This window comes from Tunturiibacter empetritectus, from assembly GCF_014201375.1.
GTDB lineage: Bacteria > Acidobacteriota > Terriglobia > Terriglobales > Acidobacteriaceae > Edaphobacter > Edaphobacter lichenicola_D.
The window spans coordinates 1-22,017 of record NZ_JACHDZ010000008.1 but is presented as its reverse complement, the minus strand read 5'-3'; the positions used below and the strand labels follow the sequence as shown (position 1 = coordinate 22,017).

The window sequence follows — 22,017 nt, the reverse complement described above, 5'->3', positions numbered from 1 at the left end:
TCTTGTGGGTGTGCTCTTTTGGCCGTTGATCATTTGGCCGCAAGCACCTTCCCCCAAGCCGGGTGGAACAGGTGGTATGGCCACTGGAGGGACTTTTCCGGCTGTCTTCGACTCAGAGAAGCGGCCAATCACTGCCGGCGGTTTGGTCAAAACCGGACCGATCGTCTTCATGAACACGGCCGAGCAGGCAGGCCTCACACGTTGGCGGCATAAGGCCGGTACGCCAGAAAAGCGCTTCATCCTGGAAGCCAAAGGGCCGGGCGTCGCTCTGCTGGATTACGACAATGACGGCTGGCTGGACATCTACTTCGTGAATGGTTCTACAGTCGCTGCGCTCAATGGGAAAGAGGCATCGCCGCATGCCGCGCTCTTTCACAATAACCACGACGGCACATTTACCGATGTCGCCGCCAACGCCGGAGTAACAAATGATCGATGGGGATATGGTGTAGTCGTTGGGGACTTCGACAACGATGGCTGGCCTGATCTCTACGTCACCAACTTCGGCAAGAATCGTCTTTACCGCAATAATCACAACGGAACTTTCACCGACGTTGCAGAGAAGGCCGGCGTAGCACTCGGGACATGGTCCACTGGTGCGACCTTCGGAGATTACGACGGAGATGGGAGGTTGGACCTCTTCGTCGCCGGTTATCTGAGTTTTGACATCAACGATCCTCCCGCCGCCGGCACCAAGGCTGTCGGATATGCCTCGTGCGTGTACCGCGGGTCTCCGGTGATGTGCGGACCACGCGGTCTGAAGGGCGAGCGGGACCATCTTTTTCACAACAATGGGGACGGGACTTTTACAGATGTCAGTGAGAAGCTCGGAGTTAGCGACCTGGACCGGTTCTTCGGACTCGGCGCCCTCTTTGCGGACGTAAATAATGACGGGAAGCCAGACCTGCTCGTCGCCAATGACACGACGCCGAACTACCTCTACATGAATAAAGGGGACGGCACGTTCGAGGACCAAAGCTACGCGAGCGGCTACGCTCTGAACGGCGACGGCCGCGAGGTCGCGAACATGGGCATCGCCGTGGGCGACTACGAGAACAATGGCCGTCTCGATCTGGTCAACACGACCTTCTCGGATGACTTCGATGTTGTCTTCAAAAACGACGGTACAGGTGTTTTTACCGATGTCAGCTACAAATGCGGTGTTGCTGCAGCCACGATCCCGTTTGTCGGTTTTGGGGACGGCTTTCTCGACTATGACAACGACGGATGGAAGGACCTTCTCATTGCGAACGGCCACGTCTACCCCGAAGTGGACAAGCATCCGGACTGGGGCACGACCTATGGACAGAGGCCTTTGCTGTTTCGCAACTTGGCCAATGGTAAGTTCGAGGTGGTGCCGGCGGTTGAAGGTACAGGACTCGCAACAGTGAGCGTCGGCCGGGGCGCGGCCTTTGGCGATCTGTTCAACGATGGAAAAATCGATGTAGTCATCAGCAATATGGACCAGCCGCCTGTGCTTTTGCGCAACGTCAATCCGGACCATCATCATTGGGTCGAGTTGAAGCTTGTTGGGGGCACCAAAAGCCCTCGTGATGCGGTGGGTGCCACGGTGTATCTAACCGCAATGGGCATCCGCCAGCGCGGCGATGTGCTCAGCGGTGGAAGCTATCTTTCGTCAAATGACATGCGAGTACATTTCGGTCTAGGCGAAGCAAGCGCGGTGTCGAGCGTCGATATACATTGGCCCAGTGGAGCGTCCGAGAAGATTACGCTGCCTGCGGTTGATCGCATCTTTACCGTCACCGAGAGTAAAGGAATTACTGATTCACTCGTTATTGGCAAGGAGGGCGTACTACAACGTGCTCATTGATCAGGACGGCCTAGTTCGATGGATTGGCGGGAGTCAGCCATTCTCTTGCGAACCGAGGTGCAATCGATCCTACTATGTGACCAGCCCCTCCATGATGGGGGGCTGCGATAGTGTAGATCAGTTTGAAGTTTGTCGGTCCGTTGCATGCACCTGCTGCAGGGCGTAAATTTGGCGGTTCATTGCTACAATGAAGGGGTTCTTGGATGAGGCCCTTCTCGTACTGCAATTGAAGGCGGCGCCGCGATCGGATCTCTGCAAAACAAAGCGCTCGGAAGTCTGGGGCCCCGGAGCGTTCTCCTTGTTGGTGCTATTTCAATTCCTTAGTGATCGCGTCCGCAGCGTTGCCGGCCACGACCCAGCTTGCAGACCCCGCTACGACGGCTTCGTCCTCGAACCAAAGGAATCCGAAATCGTCGATGCACTCCGGAAAATCCGGCTTGATGATGATGTATCCCGGGATCACTGCACCGGGAATGTAAGCATTGTCGGCGCGATTGTTGCTGTACGTCTTCGTCTTCGAGACCGTGCCGACGCCCGCTACATACGAACTGCTGGATACCGGATGCGTGCCGAGAATGTAATTGACGGCGCGCAGCGTATATTCGGGGCCCACAAGGTCCGGAAACGTCTTGTGCAGGAAGTACATCCGGATGGCCATGTCAACCACGGCGCCCGATCCGCCCCAGGTGCCCAGGCTTGGGGGCACGCCGAACGGGGTGGCGTCCAACTCCTTATCCAAGCCCACCATGTATGTCTTCACCGCTTCCCGCATTTGATCCTTCGCGCTCGCGTCGAGATAAGGCAACGCCCGGACTGCGGTCCAGCCACGGACACCCATCTGCTGCGGGGTGATCATCTGAGGGAACAACTCCTTCAGACGGGACTTGTAGGGCTCGGCACCATTGGTGGCAATCGTCAATTCCAGAGCCGCAGCCCAGTCCTGTCCGACGTCACTGCCGCCACGGCCGAAGCCGGCCGGCGGAGCTGTTTGTGCGCTAGTGGTGGCAGGACTTGCCGGAGCGCGAGAGCTGCCCCGTCCGTTAGGATCGCCTTGAGGGCCAGACACCGCACCCTGAGATGCGGCCAGCACGCCTCCTCCGGGAGCCCCTGCCGGAGCCGCTCCGCCTAAGCCGCCGCCCACCGGATTCTGCGTTGGGTGAGCCTTCTCGTCGTTCCATGCTTTGATTGCGGTCTCCAGGCAGTCTTTCGCTAATGCGTCGTCGTAGCCTTTCAGCACATCGGCCGATGCAGCCAGCGCCGCGATGGCGTTCCACTGGAAAAACGGGTTGTTCGTGGAGAAGATCCAGCGGTCGTCCGGCTTGCCCGAGTAGTCGCCCTTCACTTCGTTTGCACCGAGCTTCGGGTCATAGATGCGGCCGTCGGTTTTCGTTGCTCCATCGCCCAGGTGCGTGTATTGGCGCAGATCCGGTTCGTGCGTGCCGCGGATTGCGTGGCCGATATTGTGGAATTGCGCGAGGATATACAGTGCGCCGTGCTTGACTTGCTCCACCGTATCGGGCACGCCATCGGGACGGTGCATCTCAACCTCACGCGCGACTTCATCCACCGTAAGCTCGTCGTATTTGAGATCGAATTCGCGATACGCCAGCGCTAGACTTTGAATCACGCTCAGTTGAGCAGGCTCCTCGAGGTCGAAATCGCCGGCATCATACCAGCCGCCTACGTTCATCCCCGGAATGTGATCGCCGCCTTTGTACTTCCCGTCCGTTGCCGTAGCCTGATTCCAGCCGTCGAATTGCTCCCCAAAGACGGGCGCCAGGCGGCCGTCATCGAGGTGCGAAGCGCCGTGCCACACGCGGTAGGCTTCGCGAACGGAAACGTGATCCATCTGCTCCGCGAGGTGATAGTCCAGGGTGTCCTGCCAGATGTTAGCGTAAGCGTCGTTGGAGATGGGGAATGGCGCCGTGCGCTGGCCTGCATACTCGATTACATAAAGGCCGGGGTCCTTGACCGGGGTGAAGTCGAATTTCGAATAAGCGTAGCGGAGCCAGGGCGCTGAAGGCGTGATCGGGCCTTCAAACGCCCGCTTGTAAGATCCGTCTTCCATCAGGCGCAGCACTTGGGCTGTCTTAGGGCCGTTGTACTTCGGATCGAGTTCGAATACCGCCACCTTGGAGAAGCCCGGCGCATAACCGACCTGGCTGTGCGCGATCATCGGCGGCCGTGTCCAGTCCGGAATCATGTTCGGCCTGATGTGCCATACGATGGCGCCGGTGGTCTTGCCCGAAGGGATCAGCGAACGCAGCACGAACCACCCGTTCTGCGCGCGATTGCGTCCATCGAAAAGCAGGAGGTCGGCCGTATCCGACTTGACGTTGATCCGGGCCAGCGCGTCGTCGACCCCCAACGTGATGCTCTCGCCTTTGGCGAACGGCAGCGGCTGAGTGTATCCCTTAGCCTTCTCCCAGTCCTCCAGGTAGTACGCCTTTGTCGGTTCATCAGGCAAAGGCAACACCTTGACCATCGCGTCGTTTGGCGTTCGCGGGAAGATGCCGGCTTTAGTTCCGTCCACCAGGTAAGTCTTGCCCATGTAGATCGAGGGCAGGAACTCCAGATTGAAGCCCGCCCGCCCAGCCAGTTTCTGCGCTAGCGGCTTGTCGAGATTGATGCTGACCTTCACGCCGCCTGGTTCGGCTGCGACTTCCAAGGTGTAGCTGAGATCGAAGGCCGGGAAAGCGAGCTTGGCGGTGAGCCGGTTGTTCGTCTTATCGGCCTCGCGCCCTTTGAGGGTAGCCACCAGGTCCCACTGTTCGGGCGTTGGCATCAGGCGCACATCGCCGTTGGTGGCGATGCGCTGCCCGTGGAGAATCATCTCCATGGCCGTGTTCTTTTGATCTACGAAAACGGGATGGTACGTGCTGTCGTAGAGAAACACGCTAAAACCTTGAGTGTCGAGGTAATTCTTGTCGGTGACCTTCATGGCAAAATCGCTGCCGAACAGGCTCGTTCCGGAGGTAAGGGCCAAGAAGTAACACACTCTGATTAGGTTGAGCACAGATTGAGTCAAGTTGCTCCTTTGCTTCAAAAGTACATGAAATGCACACCGTCTCAGATTGCCAGAAGATGGGTAAGGTGGCCTTCATACGGCACGCCTGCGTTTGCGCCAGACGTGTCCGCGCCCTGGACTCCTTCGGATGTATCGCTCAATCTGGCAATGCGATTTGACCTTCGATACGGAACTTCTCGGTAACTACTGACGCTCCTGTGTCCGGCTGGCCTCCGCCAACGCTGATCGTATATTCTCCTTGAGCGACGATTGGGTTCCCATCCTCGGTGACTATGCCCAAGTCGCGGTCCTTCAAGTCGAAATGAACCTTCTGGCTCGCACCCGACTGGAGATGAACCCTTCGAAATCCGCGGAGCGCGATCAGCGGCGCACCCTTCACTGCGGGAAACTTAAGATAGACCTGCACGACTTCATCTCCTGCAACTTTGCCTGTGTTGGTCACCGTCACATCGGCGACCACAGGCTGCCCCGCTGCCACAGCCTGCACCGAAACACTGAGGTCGCTGTACTTAAAAGTCGCATAGCTTAGCCCATAGCCGAAGGGATAGAGTGGTTTGGCCTCGAAGTAGCGGTAGGTCCGGTTCGCCATGCCGTAGTCCTCGAAGTTTGGCAACTGGCTGACACCGGTATAGAAAGTAATCGGCAGCCGGCCAGAAGGATTGTTCTTGCCGCTCAGCGTCTCAGCCACTGCCGCTCCTCCCTCTTCCCCCGGGTACCATGCTTCCAGTATGGCGTTGGCATGCTCGTTGATCCAGTTGACGGACAGTGCACTGCCGTTCAGGAGAATCACGGCAAGCGGCTTACCTGTGGCTGCCACGGCTTCGACGAGTTCTTCTTCGGGGCCGGGAAGATCGATGCTTGTGCGATCTCCGCCGAGGAATCCCGGCTCACTCACGGGCATTTCCTCGCCCTCGAGCTGGCTCGTGATGCCGACGACGGCGATGACCACGTCCGCATTTTCCGCCGCACTGATGGCTTCAGGCGAAGGCGCGTTGTTTACCGCGGACCAGATCAACTCAGCTTGCCGCTTGCCCTTGGTGCTGCCATAGCTGATCTTGAGGACGACCTTGTGGCCCTTCTCAAGGTGGACGCGACCGACGCCCGCAGCGGGGGTGCTGCCGCCACCGAATGCCACTGCTATCTGCTTGCCGTCCACTGTAAGCCTGGCAAAGCCTTCGCAGCGAATTCCTAGGATGAAGTCTCCCGACTCCGTTGGAGTCAGAAATCCTGACCATTGCACGCCGAAAGCCTTTCTCCCGGCAATATCAGGCGGCAAATTGCTGTCGGTGAGTTTGACGTTGGGCTCGGTGCGGCTGGCCAGGGGTGTTGTGCTCGCTTCGGGAGACGGCCCGTCTCTCGTCATGCCTTCGTTGTAGTCGGCCTTGAGGCCGGGCTTACCATCGGGAGTGGTGAGAAGGTTGTCCGGCACAGGGGTTCCATCGGTGCGCAGGAACTGGGTTCCAGGGACAAATGTTATAGCCGCGTTCGGGAACTCAGCGCGAAGGCCTTCGAGAATGGAGACGATATGCGTGGGCTGACCTGCATAGTTTCCGATCAGCGGGCTTGTCTGGTCGCCGAGCGGACCAATGACGGCGATCTTTTTGATTCCCGGATTGAGGGGAAGCAAACCATCGTTCTTCAGCAGGACCATGGACTCATTCGCGAGTTTGCGAGCATGAGCGCGATGTTCGGCACTATCAAGTTCCTTCTCATCGATCTTGGTAAATGGGACCATATCCGGCGGGTCGAACATGCCGAGCTTGATGCGAGCGGTGAACAAGCGGATGAGGGCTGTGTCGAGTGTGCTTTCAGGCAGGTATCCCTCCTGCACCGCATCGATATAGGCCTTTTCTACGGGCTCTCCAAATCTTGAAGTAAAGGTGACGCATTCGTTATCCATGCCTCTGATGACGGAGATAGCCGCGCCTTGTGCCTGCGTCGGACGATAACGATGATTGGCAGCGACGTCGCGAACCGCGTCGCAATCCGAAACCACATAACCCTGGAAGCCCCACTTGCCGCGCAATTGATCCTGGAGCAGGTATTGGCTGGCGCATGCCGGTTCGCCATTGATTGCGTTGTACGCACACATCACAGAGCCGGCTTTGCCTTCCACTATGGCAGCGCGGAAGGCAGGCTCGTAGGTATCGACCTGATCGTGTTTGCTGACGTCGACGTCGGCAAAATGCCGCGTTGGCTCCGGCCCGCTATGCACGGCATAGTGTTTTGGTGTCGCAATCGCCAGGTAGTACTTCGGATTGTCGCCCTGCAATCCGGTCACGTATGCAACGCCCATGCGGCCGGTGAGGAATGGATCTTCGCCGTAAGTCTCCTGACCCCGGCCCCAGCGCGGGTCGCGAAAAATGTTCAGATTTGGGGACCAGAAATCGAGCCCTCCCATGATGCCCGTATGTCCTTCGCGTATGTTTTGCACGTGCTTGATGCGCCCCTCGATACCAATCTGGGCCGCCATGGTGTGAATTCCCGGTGCATCGAACGTGGCAGCGAGACCGATGGGCTCGGGATACTCGGTTACCCCCTCGTTGATGACGCCGTGGAGGGCCTCGCTCCACCATTGATATGCGGGAATGTTGAGCCGTGAAACGGCAGCGGAATTGTTCTGCATCTCCGAGGCCTTCTCGGCGAGAGTCATCCGGTGCACCAAGTCGGCAGCCCTTTGTTCAGGCGTCAAATTGGTATCCAAATAAGGGAGAGTCGCTTTGGTGTCCAAATAAGGGAGAGTCGCTGCACCTTGAGCGACCACGGTCTGTACGGCCAAGGCAAAGAAAAGCGATCCAGTTACCAGGACAAATCTTTGCATCATTTGCGTCATGCATTTGTTCATGTTTTGAACCTCAAGTTGGGACATAGGCTGGCTGTCTTCCGGCTGACGTATCTTTCCTCAAAAAAAGCTTGCATGCGAATCACAATACACAGACCATCACAACTTCAAACTTGCGTTCTTCTGCGTCGCTTTACCGCGCTGCCACGGCCGGTTGCCCCCCGCCTGGAACAGCCGCGGCGCGAAATCTTTCAGGTCGCGGCGCCACGTCTGCCACTCATGAGCGGTGCCCGGCGACTCATAAAAGACGTGCTTGACGTTCGCTTCCGTCAACGAGTCATGCAGTCTCACGATGCCGGCATGCATCTGTTCCGGTTCCTCGGCTCCCACGCCAATCCAGAGTAGGTGCACCTTCTTTGCAAATGCTGTCGGGTCGGCCAGAGCGCCGTTGAAGGCTGTTTTCATGTCGGGCTTCTCGTTGCTGCGCATCATCATCATTCCGCCCGCTCCGCTGAAGCCTCCAATGTACGAGAAGAGGTCAAGGTGATCGAATGTGACCAGGAAGGTCTGCATGCCCCCCATCGAGAGCCCGGCCATCGCGCGATGCTCGCGGTCGGCCCTAGTCCTGAAGTTCGAATCGATGTAAGGAATCAGAGCCTGGGTCAGATCGCCCTCAAAGGTCTGCGACATCTCCTGCATTGCTTTCATCATCTCCGGCGAGCCGAAGGGCTTTCCTGTCAGGTCCGGGTCAGGGTGACCCACACGCCGAGCATAGCCGTAGGCCATCACGATAATCATCGGCTTCGAGGCTCCGCTCGCAATCAGGTTGTCGAGGATGAAGTTGGCATGGCCTTGCTTGATCCAGCCGGTCTCATCTTCACCGCCGCCGTGCTGAAGATAAAGCACGGGATAGCGCATCTTAGTCTGAGTGTCGTAACCCGGCGGCAGATAAAGGACGGCATGCCGCCAGCTCCCCGTGATCTTAGAGAAATACCCTATCTCGCGCACGCCGCCGTGCGGAACATCCTGGGGAAGGTAGTATGTTGCCCCTGGTTCGGGAATCTCGATGCCGCTGGCGTCCCTGCCCCCGCCGTATACGGCATGGCTTCCCGCATCGTTCACATCCACTCCGTCGATGACGAAGTTGTAGTAGTGAAAGCCGGGCACGAGAGGAGGAGTGGTGGCGGTCCAGAGCCCGTCGGAGCCCTTTACCATGTCGAGTTTAGGATTGCTCCAGAAGTTGAGCTTCACAGCCGTGGCGTTAGGGGCCTTGATGCGGAACTCGGCTCGTCCGCTGGCGTCGACGCGTGGGTACTCCGCGCCCCACACATCGGTCAAGGCAGGCGCGAACCCATCGGTGGTTTGTGCGAAGCAATAGCTTGAAAGCAGAAGTATTGCGACCGCAATTCTCTTCATCAAATCCTCTTCATGCCTGGAACGGCCTCTCAATTGCTTTTGAAAGGACCGGGATCGAAAGCATTCCCCCGGTGACTCCTGCGCCTCGGCGACGTGTATGCTTCGATTCAAGAACGGCGCCATTTTGCTGGACCAAGATTCTCGAAGAATAATCACATTTCTTAACTAAGTACACCAATTTATTCGATATATTCTCAAATCATGGACACAACGCTGGCTTGGATGGATCATGTCCTTGTTCGACCATTTCCAGTTATTTCTTTTGTCTCGCGGAGAAATTCATGAAGTGCAGGCATTTGCTGAGTTTCGGTCTCATGTTTGCGATGATGCCTTTGCCGATTATGGAAGCGGAAGACGTCCATCTATCCATCGATGCCTCCAAGACGGAAGCCAGGATCGATCGCAACCTCTTCGGACAGTTCGCCGAGAATCTTGGACACGGGCTGTATGAAGGAATCTGGGTCGGTCCCGATTCTTCTATTCCGAATACTCGTGGGATCCGCAATGACGTGGTCGCGGCTCTGCGTGAACTAAAGGTTCCAAATGTCCGCTGGCCGGGGGGCTGCTTTGCCGACCAGTACCACTGGCGCAAGGGAATCGGCCCGGCGGACAAGCGCCCGGCTACCGTGAACTCGGCATGGGGCGACGTGATTGATACGAATGTCTTCGGCACCGACGAGTTCATGGACTTCATCCAGCAGATAGGCAGCACACCGTACGTGTCCGTCAACGTTGGTTCAGGGACTCCCCAGGAAGCGGCCGAGTGGTTGGAATACATGACCGCCGCAGCGCCGACGGCGCTCGCCAAAGAACGTGCTGCCAATGGTCATCCCGAGCCCTACAAAGTCGGATTTCTCGGCATCGGTAACGAGAGTTGGGACTGCGGCGGCGCGATGACTCCCGACTACTACGTGAGCCTGATGAAGGTGTACAGCCGCTTCGTGCTCAATATGAATCCGGCGCAGCACGGCAAGGACCAGATGCTGAAGATCGCAGTGGGTCCAGGTACGCCAGACACTGAATGGACTGAAGCCGTGATGAAAGCATGGAAGAAGCACACCTGGGCCTGGGATATCAACGGCGTTTCCCTGCACTGGTACACCGTTCCCAACGGCTGGCCACCCTCAACCAACTCCGAGAAGTTCGGAGTAGACGACTACATGAAGACCCTTAAATCGACGCTCTTCATGGATGAGTTCCTGCGCAAGCAGGAGGCTGTGATGGACAAATACGACCCGGAGAAAAAGGTGACCCTAACTGTGGATGAGTGGGGTGCCTGGCACGCGCCGCTCTCCGGCTCCAACCCTGCTTTCCTCGTGCAGCAGAACAGCGTCCGCGACGCTATACTCGCCTCGCTCAACCTGAACATCTTCGCTCGTCACGCCGATCGCGTCCGCATGGCCAACATCGCCCAGATGATCAACGTGCTCCAGGCAATGATCCTTACGGACAAGGAGCAGATGGTTCTGACGCCCACCTACTACGTCTACAAAATGTACGTTCCGTTTCAGGACGCCGCGCTTATTCCCATCGTCTTCGATGCGGGCGCCTACACGCACGGCGGTGCATCCCTGCCGCGGGTCGACGCGATCGCTGCGAAGAGCACGGATGGAAAGCTGTTGCTTGAGATCACCAATCTCGACGCGGAGAACCCCGCGGTTGTCGACGCCGACTTGACCGGCATTGTGGCAAAGTCGGCCAAGGCAGAAACGTTAACGGCTCCGTCAGTCGACAGCACGAACACCTTTGAATCCCCAATTACAGTTACGCCGAAACCTGCAGCGGTGAAGTTACAGAACGGCAAGCTTTCACTGACGGTAGCGCCTCGATCTCTGACTGTCGTTTCGATTGAGCCGTAATTGCGAGACGCGCTCGATTGAGAGCCTCGGACCATCCTCGCTTTTCAACGACAGCCGCCGATCGCCCAACGGCATTTTGCTCCATCCAGTATCAGGAGAAAACGGACCATGCACTCGTTCCAAAAGCCAGCGTTCGCGAAAACGCTTTCCCTGCACCGGACGGTATATATCCTGCTGCTTGCGCTGCCCTGTGCCGCTTCAGTATGAGCATTTATTATTCCCCGTTGCAGTAGCCAGATCTTTCGAGGGAGGGTCGAGATGAAATCAACGAAGCTGTTACTTGCATGTGCAATGACATTGGCCGTTACGTCGGGATCAGGGCTCATGGCCCGGGTGGAGACTAATATTCCCGACATCATTCCCGGTGCAAAGCCCGTCGCAGTAGAGCACATCAAGGTTCACGGCACGGCGCTCGAAGGCAATCTCGAAGGCGACGCGGTCGATCGCGATGTCATCGTCTTCTTGCCGCCCAGCTACCAGAAGGATAAGAAGCGCCGCTACTCCGTCGTTTACGCGTTGCACGGTTACTCCATTGGCGCGGAGCAGTGGACGCGCGAAATCCACGTACCCGAGACCGTCGAAGGCGCTTTCGCAAAAGGCGCTCAGGAGATGATTGTCGTCTTGCCGGATTCCAAGACCATCTACAACGGTTCGATGTATTCGAGTTCGGTCACTACCGGTGACTTTGAGAATTACATCGCGCGTGACGTCGTGGCCTACATAGACGTGCATTACCGCACTATTCCACAGCGTACCAGCCGTGGCCTCGCCGGCCATTCCATGGGCGGCTATGGTGCGTCGCGCATCGGCATGAAGCATCCCGACGTATTCGGCGCTCTCTATATCTTGAGTCCCTGCTGCATGTCTTCGATGGTCGGAGGCGGCCCAGGCTCCGCCGATCAGATCAAGGAGCGGGCGATTGCCAGCGAGAAGAAGGTTCCCGCGGCCAAGTCTCCCGCAGACTTGGCTGCAGAGGCGCCTGGCTTCGCCGCCGCCCAGTATGCGACGGCAGCGGCGTGGGCGCCCAATCCAAAGAAACCTCCGCTCTACTTCGATCTGCCAAGCAAGGACGGTCTTCCGCAGCCCGAGATCGTAGCGAAATACACGGCTAACTCACCACTCGCCTTTGTCGATCAGTACATCGGCAATCTGAAGCAAGTACCGCGCCATCGCTATGGACGTAGGCGATCAGGACGGCCTGCGGTACGATGCCACCAAGCTGCACGATATCCTCGATACCTACGGGATCGAGAACAGTTTTGAGATCTACTCAGGCACTCACGTGAGTGCAGTCGCCGATCGCTTTCAGAATCAACGTGATGCCGTTCTTCAGCAAGAACTTGTGCTTCAGGGCAGATTGCCGGTAAGCAGAATGTGGAGGAAATCCGCCATGACGAATCGATCTCGCCGCGACTTTCTCAAGACGTCCGTCAGTGCCGGCGGCTTCTGCATGGTTGCATCCTCGACGGCCGCTCTGGCCCTGTCTGCTCAGCAACTCCGGCCCTCTTCGGGAAGGCTCGAACCCTTCCCGCTCTCCTGTGTCCGTTTGTCGCCCGGCATGTTCCGCGATCAGGAAGAAATCAACGCACGCTACCTCGACTCGCTCGCAGTCGACCGGCTCCTGCATACTTTCCGCCTCAATGCTGGCATTTCCTCTAACGCGATGCCCTACAAAGGCTGGGAAGATCCAACCTGCGAACTGCGCGGCCACTTTGCCGGAGGGCACTTTCTTTCTGCTGTGGCGCTGGCTAATGCGGGTTCAGCAAACGCCGACTTGAAAGAGCGCGGCGATAAGCTCGTTGCTGGTCTCGCGGCATGCCAGCAAAAGATCGGAACGGGCTATCTGAGCGCGTTTCCACCTGAACTCTTCGAGCGCCTTGCCCAAGGCAGGCCAGTCTGGGCGCCCTTTTACACCTTCCACAAAATCATGGCCGGTCTTCTCGATATGTACCTCCTCGCCGGCAATTCAGACGCCCTCAAAATCGCCGAAGGCATGGCCCAGTGGGCGCAGGATTTTATGGCGAATTTCAGCATCGATCAGCGCTTACGGATCTTGCGCACTGAATACGGCGGCATGAACGAAGTGCTGGTGAATCTGGCAGCGGTAACAAAAAAGGATCGCTACATTCAGGCGGCTCATCTGTTCGAGCAGCCTGGTTTTCTTGATCCGCTCGCCGAGCGCCGCGATGAGCTACAAGGCTTGCACGCAAACACGCACGTTCCTAAAATCATCGGCGCGGCCCGCATGTATGAAGTCACCGGGGATCGCCGCTATCGTCAAATTGCAGAGTACTTCCTTGCCGAGGTTCACGGCGCGCGAAATTACGCAATTGGCAACACGAGTCTCGACGAACATTGGACCACTCCGGCGGATGAACTCAAGGGCACATTGGCATGGACGAATGCGGAGTGCTGCGTGGCCTACAACCTCATGAAGCTCCAGCGCCAGGTCTTCAGCTGGACCGCAGAAGCGCGCTGGATGGATGAGTACGAGCGCGCCCTCTTCAATAGCAGGCTCGGCACTCAAAACGCGCAGGGCCTCAAGCAATACTTCTTCCCGCTCGCGGCAGGCTACTGGCGCGCGTACAACTCACCCGAGGAATCGTTCTGGTGTTGTACCGGCACGGGCGCTGAAGAATTCGCTAAGATGGCGAACACGATTTACTTCCGCCGTGACAGCGATGTCTTAGTCAACCAGTTCATTGCATCCACACTTGATTGGAAGGAAGAAGGCTTTAGGCTGGAGCAGACCACGCAATTCCCGCATGAGAAAGGCACAACGCTCAAAGTCAGGTCTCCAAGGCCAGCGCCACGGGCTATTCATGTGCGCATTCCGGGCTGGACAAACGAAGATGCAGAGGTAAAGATCAATGGCCGCGTGATCGAAGTGATAGCGGACCCGGGCTCGTATCTCTCCATTCGAAGAATCTGGCAAGATGGGGACTCGATCAGCATCAACCTCCCCATGAAGCTTCACCAGGAGCCTTTGCCCGGCGACGACTCCGTGGCCGCGGCGCTCTACGGCCCGCTGGTACTTGCGGCCGATCTCGGTCCGGCCCCGGCCGATGGCCCCATGCGAGTCATTCACGGCCGTGACACCGTTCCCCAGAATCTGCCCGTGTCATCTCCCATGCCAAAAGTTGCCGGCGCACAAGGTACGGACACGAAGCATTGGATTCAGGTTGCATCCGCGACGGAGCTGAATTTTACATGCTCTGGCGAAGACCAAAAATACAATCTCATTCCGATGTACGAGATTCGAGATCAACGTTACTCGATCTATTGGCAAACCGGGGATTCTAAACTGCGGACTTAGCTTGTAAAGGAGCGGGATGCGAATGTGCGAATTGAAACGTGCAATCCAATGAAGTTCGGATTGAGGGCAGGCGTTGGGGTGCGGTGCGTGTCGCCGGATTTTATTCGAGCTATTCTGATCTTGCTGATCGTGTCAGGAACTGTCGGCATTGCGGCACAAATGCCGGGCCAGAAGGCGGTTGCCCCTCCACCTGCGCAGATCGAACAGACGAGTTACGGCCTCCGCGCCACTGCGGGCAGGCTACGCCCGAACCTTCCACTCCCACCTCGCCGCGCCCGTGGATGCTCGAAGCACAGCAATCATGTCCGGGGGCGCCGTTCACCTTTGTGCAAGATGCAAAAGTGGCCAGCATAAAGACCTCTCAACTTGAAGTCACCGTGAACATCGAGCGCGGCAACCTTACGTTTCGGACACTGGGCGGAGAATCGCTCTAAGCGAAGGCAACAGCATCCCGCGTACCTACGAACCGATCGAGCTTAATGGCGATCACACCTACCGCGTTACGGATCGCTTTTCCCCATCGATCACGGAAGCGCTCTACGGGCTTGGTCAGCACCAGGGCGGCATGTTCAACTACCGCGGCGCCATGGTGGAACTGGGGCAAAACAACACCGATGCCGCGATACCTCTGCTGATTTCCAGCAAGGGCTACGGGCTGATGTGGAACACGGCAGCGCTCACCATCTTCGACAATCGCTTCCCGCTCGATCTGAAGCTGACCTCAATCGCTGGCAGGTCAATCGATTGCTACTTTCTCTACGGCCCGGCGATTGACGGCATTGTTCGCGGATACCGCACCATGACCGGCCACGCGCCCTTGCTGCCAAAGTGGGCCTACGGGTTCTTTCAATCGAAGGATCGCTACGTATCGCTCGACGAGATTCGCGAGATCGCAAAGCGCTACCACCAGGAACACATTCCGCTCGACGCCATGGTGCAGGATTGGTTCTGGTGGAAAACCGAGGGCGATCCAATTTTTAATCCCAACTATCACGACGTAGCCCAGAATCTCGAAGCACTGCACAAAGAAAACGTGCACGCCATGATCTCTGTCTGGGGTTTACTCGATCCCCAATCCGACACATACAAGCTCCTCGACGACAAGCAAGAACTTGTCTCCGAGGCACACGTCTACGACGCCACTAACCCTGAGGCGCGCAAACTCTACTGGCAGCACCTGCCCGGAAAACTGCTGGCGCAGGGATGGGATGCATTCTGGCTGGATAGCGCCGAGCCCGAAGAATATTGGCCGCACATGGGCGACGCCATCCTCCGAAGCCGCCAGATCGCCATCGGCAATGGCGCCGAATTCACCAACGTCTTCCCGCTTGCGCACACCTTCGGTGTCCAGGATCACTGGAAAGCTCAGGAACCCGGCAAGCGCGTCTTCCTGCTTGCACGCTCCGCATTCCTCGGCCAGCAGCGCGTCGGCGCCACTGTTTGGTCGGGAGACGTCTACGGAATCTACTGGGGCTTAAGCCGCCAGGTCCCCGCCGGCCTCAACTTCGCTCTGTCCGGATCCCCATATTGGACCACCGATATCGGTGGGTATAGGCCGCCCCACGACGATCCTCTGCCGATCCCGCGTTCCAGGAACTCTATGCACGTTGGTTTGAGTTCGGCACATTCTGTCCCATCTTCCGCACTCACGGTCACCGGCCCCACAACGAGCTGTGGAGCTTCGATAAAGTCGAGCCCATTCTGGTGAGCTACGATAGCTCCGCTACCGCCTGATGCCCTATATCTACTCGTTGGCCTGGAAAGTGACGAGCGAGAACTACACCATCCAGCGGCCGCTCGTGATGGACTGGCGCACCGAACCCAACACATGGAATCTCGGGGACGAGTTCATGTTTGGTCCTGCCATCCTCGTCAATCCCGTGTTGAAGGCCGATGTAACGAAACGAAACGTTTACCTTCCCGCGGCGCCTGCGTGGTACGACTTCTGGACCGGCAAATCGCTCAAAGGCAGCCAGGACGTAGAAGCGGATGCGCCTCTTGAACGTATGCCCCTCTTCGTGCGCGCGGGTTCCATCGTCCCAATGGGTCCGCAAATCGAGTACGCCGCGCAGGATCCCGGAGGGCCCATCGAGCTCCGAATTTATCGCGGCGCCGATGGCAAATTCGATCTCTACGAAGATGCAGGCGACGGCTACGAGTACGAGAAAGACGAGCACGCTGTGATTCCAATTCGCTGGGACGATCACACCGGCACGCTGACAATCGGCGCTCGCGAAGGATCCTTCCCGGGGATCGTCGAACATCGCAGATTCCGCGTCGTCCTCGTTGCTGACGGGCGCGGCGTCGGCGTTGACGTGACCGACGCGGCGAACGCTGAAATCAGCTACGACGGCAAGGAAGTTCCTGCAACCATCAAGTAACCCGCGCCTGCGCCGGACCCGCTAAGCGAGGGGGTGCGCTACGCTGACGGGTGTCCCATCGGCCCCAATCAACGTACCGTGGTGTTGCTCCTGTCCATTCAGGGCGCTCCGCGACTGCCAGTACTCTACTGCCTCCGAGCCATGCCCGATCGCATTCCACGCCATAGCCCGAACTTCGCCCTTGTCGAGCGCATTGTTGTCTGTCTGCCAGTTCACAAAGCCTGGCTGCGTCTCCATCACCTAGAAGTTTTTTCGCAAAAATCCGCGAGTCAAATCGTGTGTTGCACCATTGCGGGCCGGGTCCACATGTCCCGTTCCTACATAATCGTCTCACGAAGCAAAGTCCAGATCCTGCGCCACGGTGTAGTGATCGTACGCGTCGAACCACCCCATCATGTTGGTCGTGATCATCTGTCGAGGCTCAGTATGCGCACGGATCGCATCCAACTGATTTTCTGATACTCCGCCATGTATCGGAGACGAACTCCTTCCAGTTGAGCATCAGGCCTGGGTTGCCCCCATGTCCGGCGATCGAATCTGGCTCCAGTCCTGGTAGGTCTCACTCTAATAAGCTGTAGTCCACGGCGCGTTCAGATTCTCAAGCGTTCCATACTTGGCGCGAAGCCAGTTTTGAAACTGAGTCTGCGTGGTTGCCCCATAGCTCTCATTGGCGTATTCGTTGTCAATCTGCCAGCCGATCACATTAGCATCGTGGCCGAATGCCTCCGCCATCTTCTCCGCGACCCTCCGGCTCAACTCCCGATATTTTGGATCGCTCCAGTCGAACTGTTGACGGTTTCCATGCCCGTCCTTTCTGCCGTTCTCCATCGTTCGCAGGGTCTCGGGATATTTCTGTGTAAGCCAAGCTGGCGGCGCGGCGGATGGCGTGCCCATTACAACTGTGATGTGATGCCGTTCCGCCGCCGCACCGCCTGCCGCAACCACTCAAAATGAAATTCGCCTTCTTGAGGTTCCATGGCGCTCCACGCAAACTCACCCACGCGCACAAAATTGATATGCGCCTGTTTCATGAGCGTGAGGTCCGCATCCCATTGGCTCTCCGGCCACTGCTCGGGATACCACGCCGCTCCGAGCCCCAACGCAGACGTCGCGCGTCTGTTGGCAACGGAACCTGCGCAATAGCGGGAACACCCAAAGTCAACAGGAAACGAATGCAGATCGTGTAAGCCAACGCCGAAAAATCATCGGAACTCCTTGAGGACCACATCGGTATTCACTGTCCGATGCGGCATGTTGCTTCGACTACAGGTAACGGTTGATCAGGTTTTCTAAGTGCTCCTGCTGCCCCGATCGCGGCTGGGGATTGAGGTTGCGTTCTTCGCTTCGGGCAGTGATTGCGTCCAGCGACTCCATGCCCGCAAGCATCGCCTGGTTCTCCGGCAAATTCCAACCTGCATAGCGGGCACCCACGATCTCAGCGAGACGTCCTTCTTCATGGATCTTCGCCGCGGTGAGGAAAGCACGAGCACACATATCCACCCCACCAATATGCGGGTGTAGCAGATCCTCAGGCTCGATCGACTGCCTACGTACCTTTGCATCGAAGTTCATGCCGCCCTGTCCGAGCCCCCCGGCCTGGATCACGTGATACATCGCAAGGGTCATCGAATACAGATCTACCGGAAACTGATCCGTGTCCCAACCAAGCAACGGATCGCCGCGGTTAATATCGAGCGAACCGAGAATCCCAAGGTCAGCGGCAGTAGCAATCTCATGCTCGAAGGTGTGACCCGCCAGCAACGCATGATTCCCCTCGAGGTTTACTTTTACTTCGCTTTCAAGGCGGAATCTCATCAAGAACCCGTACACGGTCGCCGCATCAAAGTCATATTGATGTGCGGTTGGCTCCTTCGGCTTCGGTTCTAGCAATATCTGACCATTAATCCGATCTTGTGTTTGTATTCGACCACCAACGCAAGCATGCGGCCCATCTGCTCCAACTCATGTTTCGACTTGTGTTCAGCAGCGTCTCGTAGCCTTCGCGTCCGCCCCGTAGCACGTAGTTTGCGCCACCCAGTCTCATCGTGACGTCCATGCAATGCTTGATCGTCGTCGCACTGTAAGCAAAGACTTCGGGGTCTGGGTTGGTTGCGGCGCCAGACATAATCGCGGATGACTGAACAGGTTCGCCGTCCCCCACAGCAACCGTGTCTTTGACGACTCCATCTTCTTCGCCAGGTAATCCGACATGCTGTGAAGATTGGCAATGGATTCCCGCAGGGTTCCGTCCTCGGGAGTGACATCGCGGTCATGGAACGTGTAGAAGGGAAGATCAAGAACACGAAACAGATCGATGCAGCGTCAGCCTTATCCTGTGCCGCCTGCATCTCATCGCTGCGGTCCATCCACGGACGACGAATCGTCGGCGCGCCAAATGGATCGCTACTGTTCATCGCCGGACTGTGCCAGTAAACGACTGCACAACGCAGATGCTCGCGGGGCGGCTTTCCCAACGCTGTTCGGTCCGCATCGTACCAGCGGTACGCCAGGTCGGATGTGCTCTCGGCTCCCTCATATCGGACGGTCGGAAAGTTGCCATAAATCGATTGACCCATATATACCCCAAAATAAACGTGTGTTTTGTGCTGTGTACTGCACATAAACTTAATCCACCGAGTGCGTCGAAGGCCGGAACCGCACAGTGTAGAACGTTTCGAACAGGGTTAGGAGAACGGCCCACCAGAGCGTCGGCTGCAGATTCGCCAAAACTGTTGCGGGGGCATGTCCGAAGTGTTCGAAAATACCTTGACCCAACAAAACCACACCATCAGCCAGCATTAGGATGCCGCAAAAAAACCAGATGGAGAGCTTCGCTCTGGCCATCTACCCTTCCAATTCGTGAGGACGATCCTCTGTCATCGCAGCTCCTCGCATTTCGCTTCTAGAAAAACACTATGTTCAGGATGAAGAACACAACGATAACAACAACTGCCCAGAAGGCTGGCTTTTGCCAGAGAGTTGCAGCCCCATCGCTCGGTAGCGGAGTGACTCCGTACACCAGCCCCGAAAGCTGCGCGGTAGGTATTGGCTTCGTCATCAGGCTGACAATCACTGTAACTCCGACACAGATCAGCCAACTCCACAGCGCGTGATAGAGGTTCTCCGCCATTGGACGGGCATCGGAACTTATCGCGATGTATCGCAGACCGTCGGCGTTTATGCGGACCCACACAAACATCCCTATTGAAGCCACCGTCCCGCAGAGCAGCCCCCAGAATCCTCCGGCCCTCGTCGCCCTCTTCCAAAGCATACCCAAGATGACAGTGCCAAAGAGCGGCGCTATAAAAAAGCTGAATAGAGCCTGCACATAATCCATAATCGACGCTGCGTTCATCACAAGGTACGCTGTTGCAATCGACACCAGCATGCCGATGACCGTTGACCATCGCCCCATCGCGACGTAGTGCCTGTCCGACGCTTTTTTGTTGATGAAGGCGCCGTAGAGGTCGTGGGTCCAGACGGTCGAGAATGCGCTGATGTTGCCCGCCATGCCGCTCATAAAGCCCGCTATCAAGGCCGTGATTCCAAGTCCTAAGAGTCCCGGGCCACAATAGCGTATCAACATCAACGGCAGTACATCGTCATAGCTATGCTGTCCGGTCGCCTTCGCTACACTCCCGGGCACCAAGTGGAACACCATGGAGCCATCCGCATTGTGCAATCCAAGCGCGATCAGGCCAGGCAGGATCACGATTAGCGGAACTGCCATCTTGACCGCCGCGCCGATCACAGGCGCCATCTTTGCGGAGCGGAGGCTATTGGCACTCAACACACGCTGCACCACAAGAAAATCCGTCGTCCAGTAGCCGAAGCTGATGACAAACCCAGGCCAAAGACGATGCCCGTCCAGTGCACGCCCATCGGATTGTCCTTGAACCCTCCGAGCGTGTTCCATAGGTGTGTATGGTTGGCGTTCCCTACGTTCGTCGCAATCTGCGATTGGTCCAGCCATGGGCCTCGATCAGCCCCAAAATTGGAATGGTCGCTGCCCCCGCCCATATCAAAACAAACTGCTGCACCTCATTGATGATGGCCGAGCGCAGGCCCCCGAGCATCACGCACAGCGCTACTGTCCCCGCGCCTACCCAGATCGAGAAAGTCAGATTCCAGCCAAGCACTGTCTGCATCACGACAGCCATGGCGTACATATTCACTCCGCTCATAAGGATCGTCATCAAGGCAAACGACACTGCGCTCAGCGCTCTCGTGCCCTCGCCAAACCTCAGTTGCAGATAACCCGGTACAGAGTGTGTCTTCGAGATGTGGTAGAACGGCAAATCATTACGATGCCCAGAAACAGCATTGCCGGAATCGCGCCGATCCAGTACCAATGGGTTGCGAGCATCCCGTATTGATAGGCTGCTCCTGCCCATCCCATCAGCTCCAGCGAGCCCAGGTTCGCTGACACGAAGCTCCGCCTAGCGACCCACGCCGACATCTCCCTTCCAGCAAGAAAGAACTCTTCGCTCGGGCTAGTGGACCCCGTCATATAAAACCCAATGAAGATAACCAAAGCAAAGTAGAGCAGCAGGATCAGGACGTCGATTAAATTAAGTCGCGTCAGCTGGGCGCCGAGTAGAGATAGGTTAGAAGCGACAGAAAGCATTAGGATACGAAGAGCCTTCCAGAAGTAGATGAAGCGTCATGGAACAGTATTTTGCTCGCGACGCGAACTATATCGATTAGTCTGCAAAGTTGCAATGAAGATCCGTTTGTGCCAAATCCATATCATCGCTCTGCCTCACATAATTAGGTGTTTGCCGGTTTTCTACGGATCTCTTTAGAGATCACTCCACTTATCTCTATAAATAGCAGCGGGGCGCAGCTATACTGGATCCCGACGAAATAGTTCCTACGATTTATTAACTCAAGGATACTTACGCACATCTATGCAAAGTCGAGATACGGCAATTTATGGGAGCAGCACCACTCCCGCTATGGAGTACTAATGAACTCTCAGCTCGTGCGAGCTCACCATGTCTGCTAAAGGAAGAACAGAGCACGTTGACAAAGGTTTTAGGCCCGTCGACCTCGCCTATGTAGAGCTCGCATCGAGCGAGATCGCTCGCGACATCAACCGCGACATCGTGCTGGAGATCGTTCGTTCCAAACAGCCCATCTCGCGTGCCGATCTCTCACGAGTCTCTGGGTTGCAGCCTAGCACCGTCTCTAATATCGTCGAGCAGCTCCTACAGGAGACTTGGATTGTTGAGGGCGCCGTAGCCCGCAGGCCGCGCGGCCGCCGCCCGACCATGCTCTCCCTCAACGACAACCTCGTGATGTTGGTCGCCGACCTTCGGCCCCGCAGAGCAATCCTTGCCATTATCGACCTCAACGGTCGTATGCTCGCGCACGAAGAGATCAGCATCTTCTCGGATCCCGA

15 protein-coding genes and 3 pseudogenes are annotated in these 22,017 nt (G+C 57.1%); 8 read left to right on the top strand and 10 right to left on the bottom strand.

Annotation, left to right across the window (positions count from 1 at the left end):
* The first annotated feature begins 76 nt into the window (after nt 1-76).
* Nucleotides 77-1,831, top strand: a complete 1,755-nt coding sequence (locus tag HDF10_RS18965) for a CRTAC1 family protein (protein WP_311732826.1) — start codon at nt 77-79, stop codon at nt 1,829-1,831.
* Between the two features lie 307 nt (nt 1,832-2,138).
* On the opposite strand, the gene HDF10_RS18960 is transcribed toward HDF10_RS18965, so the two are convergent.
* The 3 genes from HDF10_RS18960 to HDF10_RS18950 form a co-directional block, all read right to left on the bottom strand.
* Nucleotides 2,139-4,817 carry a glycoside hydrolase family 9 protein gene (locus HDF10_RS18960; RefSeq protein WP_260178018.1) on the bottom strand — a complete coding sequence of 893 codons (2,679 nt, stop codon included), beginning with the start codon at nt 4,815-4,817 and terminating at the stop codon, nt 2,139-2,141.
* Nucleotides 4,818-4,995: 178 nt separating this feature from the next.
* Nucleotides 4,996-7,680 carry a glycoside hydrolase family 3 C-terminal domain-containing protein gene (locus HDF10_RS18955; RefSeq protein ID WP_183816434.1) on the bottom strand — a complete coding sequence of 895 codons (2,685 nt, stop codon included), beginning with the start codon at nt 7,678-7,680 and terminating at the stop codon, nt 4,996-4,998.
* A gap of 120 nt (nt 7,681-7,800) precedes the next feature.
* On the bottom strand, nt 7,801-9,057 hold the full coding sequence (locus tag HDF10_RS18950; protein WP_183816257.1) for an alpha/beta hydrolase-fold protein: 1,257 nt from the start codon (nt 9,055-9,057) through the stop codon (nt 7,801-7,803).
* A 281-nt stretch (nt 9,058-9,338) separates the two neighbouring features.
* On the opposite strand from HDF10_RS18950, the gene HDF10_RS18945 reads away from it, so the two are divergent.
* From HDF10_RS18945 to HDF10_RS18925, 6 genes and pseudogenes are all read left to right on the top strand, one after another.
* Entirely contained in the window at nt 9,339-10,916 is a 1,578-nt protein-coding gene (locus HDF10_RS18945; protein WP_221271894.1) for an alpha-N-arabinofuranosidase, read from the top strand.
* Between the two features lie 258 nt (nt 10,917-11,174).
* Nucleotides 11,175-12,179 (top strand): alpha/beta hydrolase, encoded by a 1,005-nt coding sequence (locus tag HDF10_RS18940; RefSeq protein ID WP_260178017.1) that lies wholly within the window; start codon nt 11,175-11,177, stop codon nt 12,177-12,179.
* On the top strand, nt 12,091-14,232 hold the full coding sequence (locus HDF10_RS18935) for a beta-L-arabinofuranosidase domain-containing protein (RefSeq protein WP_260178016.1): 2,142 nt from the start codon (nt 12,091-12,093) through the stop codon (nt 14,230-14,232). Before HDF10_RS18940 ends, HDF10_RS18935 begins: the two co-directional genes overlap by 89 nt.
* Before the next feature lie 565 nt (nt 14,233-14,797).
* Nucleotides 14,798-15,778, top strand: a pseudogene (locus HDF10_RS18930) (TIM-barrel domain-containing protein); the annotation flags it as partial.
* 89 nt (nt 15,779-15,867) lie between these two features.
* Nucleotides 15,868-15,966, top strand: a complete 99-nt coding sequence (locus tag HDF10_RS21490) for a hypothetical protein (RefSeq protein ID WP_406706800.1) — start codon at nt 15,868-15,870, stop codon at nt 15,964-15,966.
* Nucleotides 15,966-16,613 (top strand): glycoside hydrolase family 31 protein, encoded by a 648-nt coding sequence (locus HDF10_RS18925; RefSeq protein WP_183816251.1) that lies wholly within the window; start codon nt 15,966-15,968, stop codon nt 16,611-16,613. The genes HDF10_RS21490 and HDF10_RS18925 overlap by 1 nt, the downstream gene beginning before the upstream one ends.
* Nucleotides 16,614-16,634: 21 nt before the next feature.
* Here HDF10_RS18925 and HDF10_RS18920 read toward each other — a convergent pair.
* From HDF10_RS18920 to HDF10_RS21085, 7 genes and pseudogenes are all read right to left on the bottom strand, one after another.
* Nucleotides 16,635-17,507: pseudogene (locus HDF10_RS18920) on the bottom strand (beta-galactosidase).
* A complete protein-coding gene (locus tag HDF10_RS21105; RefSeq protein ID WP_260178015.1) occupies nt 17,507-17,644 on the bottom strand; it encodes a beta-galactosidase in 138 nt (45 codons plus the stop codon). The pseudogene HDF10_RS18920 and the gene HDF10_RS21105 overlap by 1 nt, the downstream one beginning before the upstream one ends.
* Before the next feature lie 232 nt (nt 17,645-17,876).
* Nucleotides 17,877-18,428: an apurinic/apyrimidinic endonuclease family protein gene (locus HDF10_RS21100; RefSeq protein ID WP_260178014.1), complete on the bottom strand. Its 552-nt coding sequence runs from the start codon at nt 18,426-18,428 to the stop codon at nt 17,877-17,879.
* An 810-nt stretch (nt 18,429-19,238) separates the two neighbouring features.
* A complete protein-coding gene (locus tag HDF10_RS18910; protein WP_183816249.1) occupies nt 19,239-19,457 on the bottom strand; it encodes a hypothetical protein in 219 nt (72 codons plus the stop codon).
* Between the two features lie 58 nt (nt 19,458-19,515).
* Nucleotides 19,516-20,529 carry a sodium:solute symporter family transporter gene (locus tag HDF10_RS21095; RefSeq protein WP_260178013.1) on the bottom strand — a complete coding sequence of 338 codons (1,014 nt, stop codon included), beginning with the start codon at nt 20,527-20,529 and terminating at the stop codon, nt 19,516-19,518.
* A 22-nt stretch (nt 20,530-20,551) separates the two neighbouring features.
* Complete coding sequence (locus tag HDF10_RS21090; RefSeq protein WP_311732825.1) at nt 20,552-20,824, bottom strand: sodium:solute symporter family transporter; 273 nt, start codon at nt 20,822-20,824, stop codon at nt 20,552-20,554.
* Between the two features lie 32 nt (nt 20,825-20,856).
* Nucleotides 20,857-21,072 (bottom strand): sodium:solute symporter family transporter, encoded by a 216-nt coding sequence (locus HDF10_RS21085; protein WP_260178026.1) that lies wholly within the window; start codon nt 21,070-21,072, stop codon nt 20,857-20,859.
* A gap of 538 nt (nt 21,073-21,610) precedes the next feature.
* Between HDF10_RS21085 and HDF10_RS18900 the strand changes: the two are divergent.
* Nucleotides 21,611-22,017, top strand: a pseudogene (locus HDF10_RS18900) (sugar kinase); the annotation flags it as partial.

What these genes read in the sequence shown, in the direction of transcription:
- HDF10_RS21085 (WP_260178026.1), bottom strand. Translation starts at nt 21,072, where the DNA reads ATGTCGGCGTGGGTCGCTAGGCGGAGCTTCGTGTCAGCGAACCTGGGC.
- HDF10_RS18950 (WP_183816257.1), bottom strand. Translation starts at nt 9,057, where the DNA reads ATGAAGAGAATTGCGGTCGCAATACTTCTGCTTTCAAGCTATTGCTTC.
- HDF10_RS18965 (WP_311732826.1), top strand. Translation starts at nt 77, where the DNA reads ATGGCCACTGGAGGGACTTTTCCGGCTGTCTTCGACTCAGAGAAGCGG.
- HDF10_RS18935 (WP_260178016.1), top strand. Translation starts at nt 12,091, where the DNA reads ATGGACGTAGGCGATCAGGACGGCCTGCGGTACGATGCCACCAAGCTG.
- HDF10_RS21095 (WP_260178013.1), bottom strand. Translation starts at nt 20,529, where the DNA reads ATGGAACACGCTCGGAGGGTTCAAGGACAATCCGATGGGCGTGCACTG.
- HDF10_RS18925 (WP_183816251.1), top strand. Translation starts at nt 15,966, where the DNA reads ATGCCCTATATCTACTCGTTGGCCTGGAAAGTGACGAGCGAGAACTAC.
- HDF10_RS18945 (WP_221271894.1), top strand. Translation starts at nt 9,339, where the DNA reads ATGAAGTGCAGGCATTTGCTGAGTTTCGGTCTCATGTTTGCGATGATG.
- HDF10_RS21105 (WP_260178015.1), bottom strand. Translation starts at nt 17,644, where the DNA reads ATGAAACAGGCGCATATCAATTTTGTGCGCGTGGGTGAGTTTGCGTGG.
- HDF10_RS18940 (WP_260178017.1), top strand. Translation starts at nt 11,175, where the DNA reads ATGAAATCAACGAAGCTGTTACTTGCATGTGCAATGACATTGGCCGTT.
- HDF10_RS18955 (WP_183816434.1), bottom strand. Translation starts at nt 7,680, where the DNA reads ATGCAAAGATTTGTCCTGGTAACTGGATCGCTTTTCTTTGCCTTGGCC.
- HDF10_RS21100 (WP_260178014.1), bottom strand. Translation starts at nt 18,428, where the DNA reads ATGAGATTCCGCCTTGAAAGCGAAGTAAAAGTAAACCTCGAGGGGAAT.
- HDF10_RS18910 (WP_183816249.1), bottom strand. Translation starts at nt 19,457, where the DNA reads ATGGCCAGAGCGAAGCTCTCCATCTGGTTTTTTTGCGGCATCCTAATG.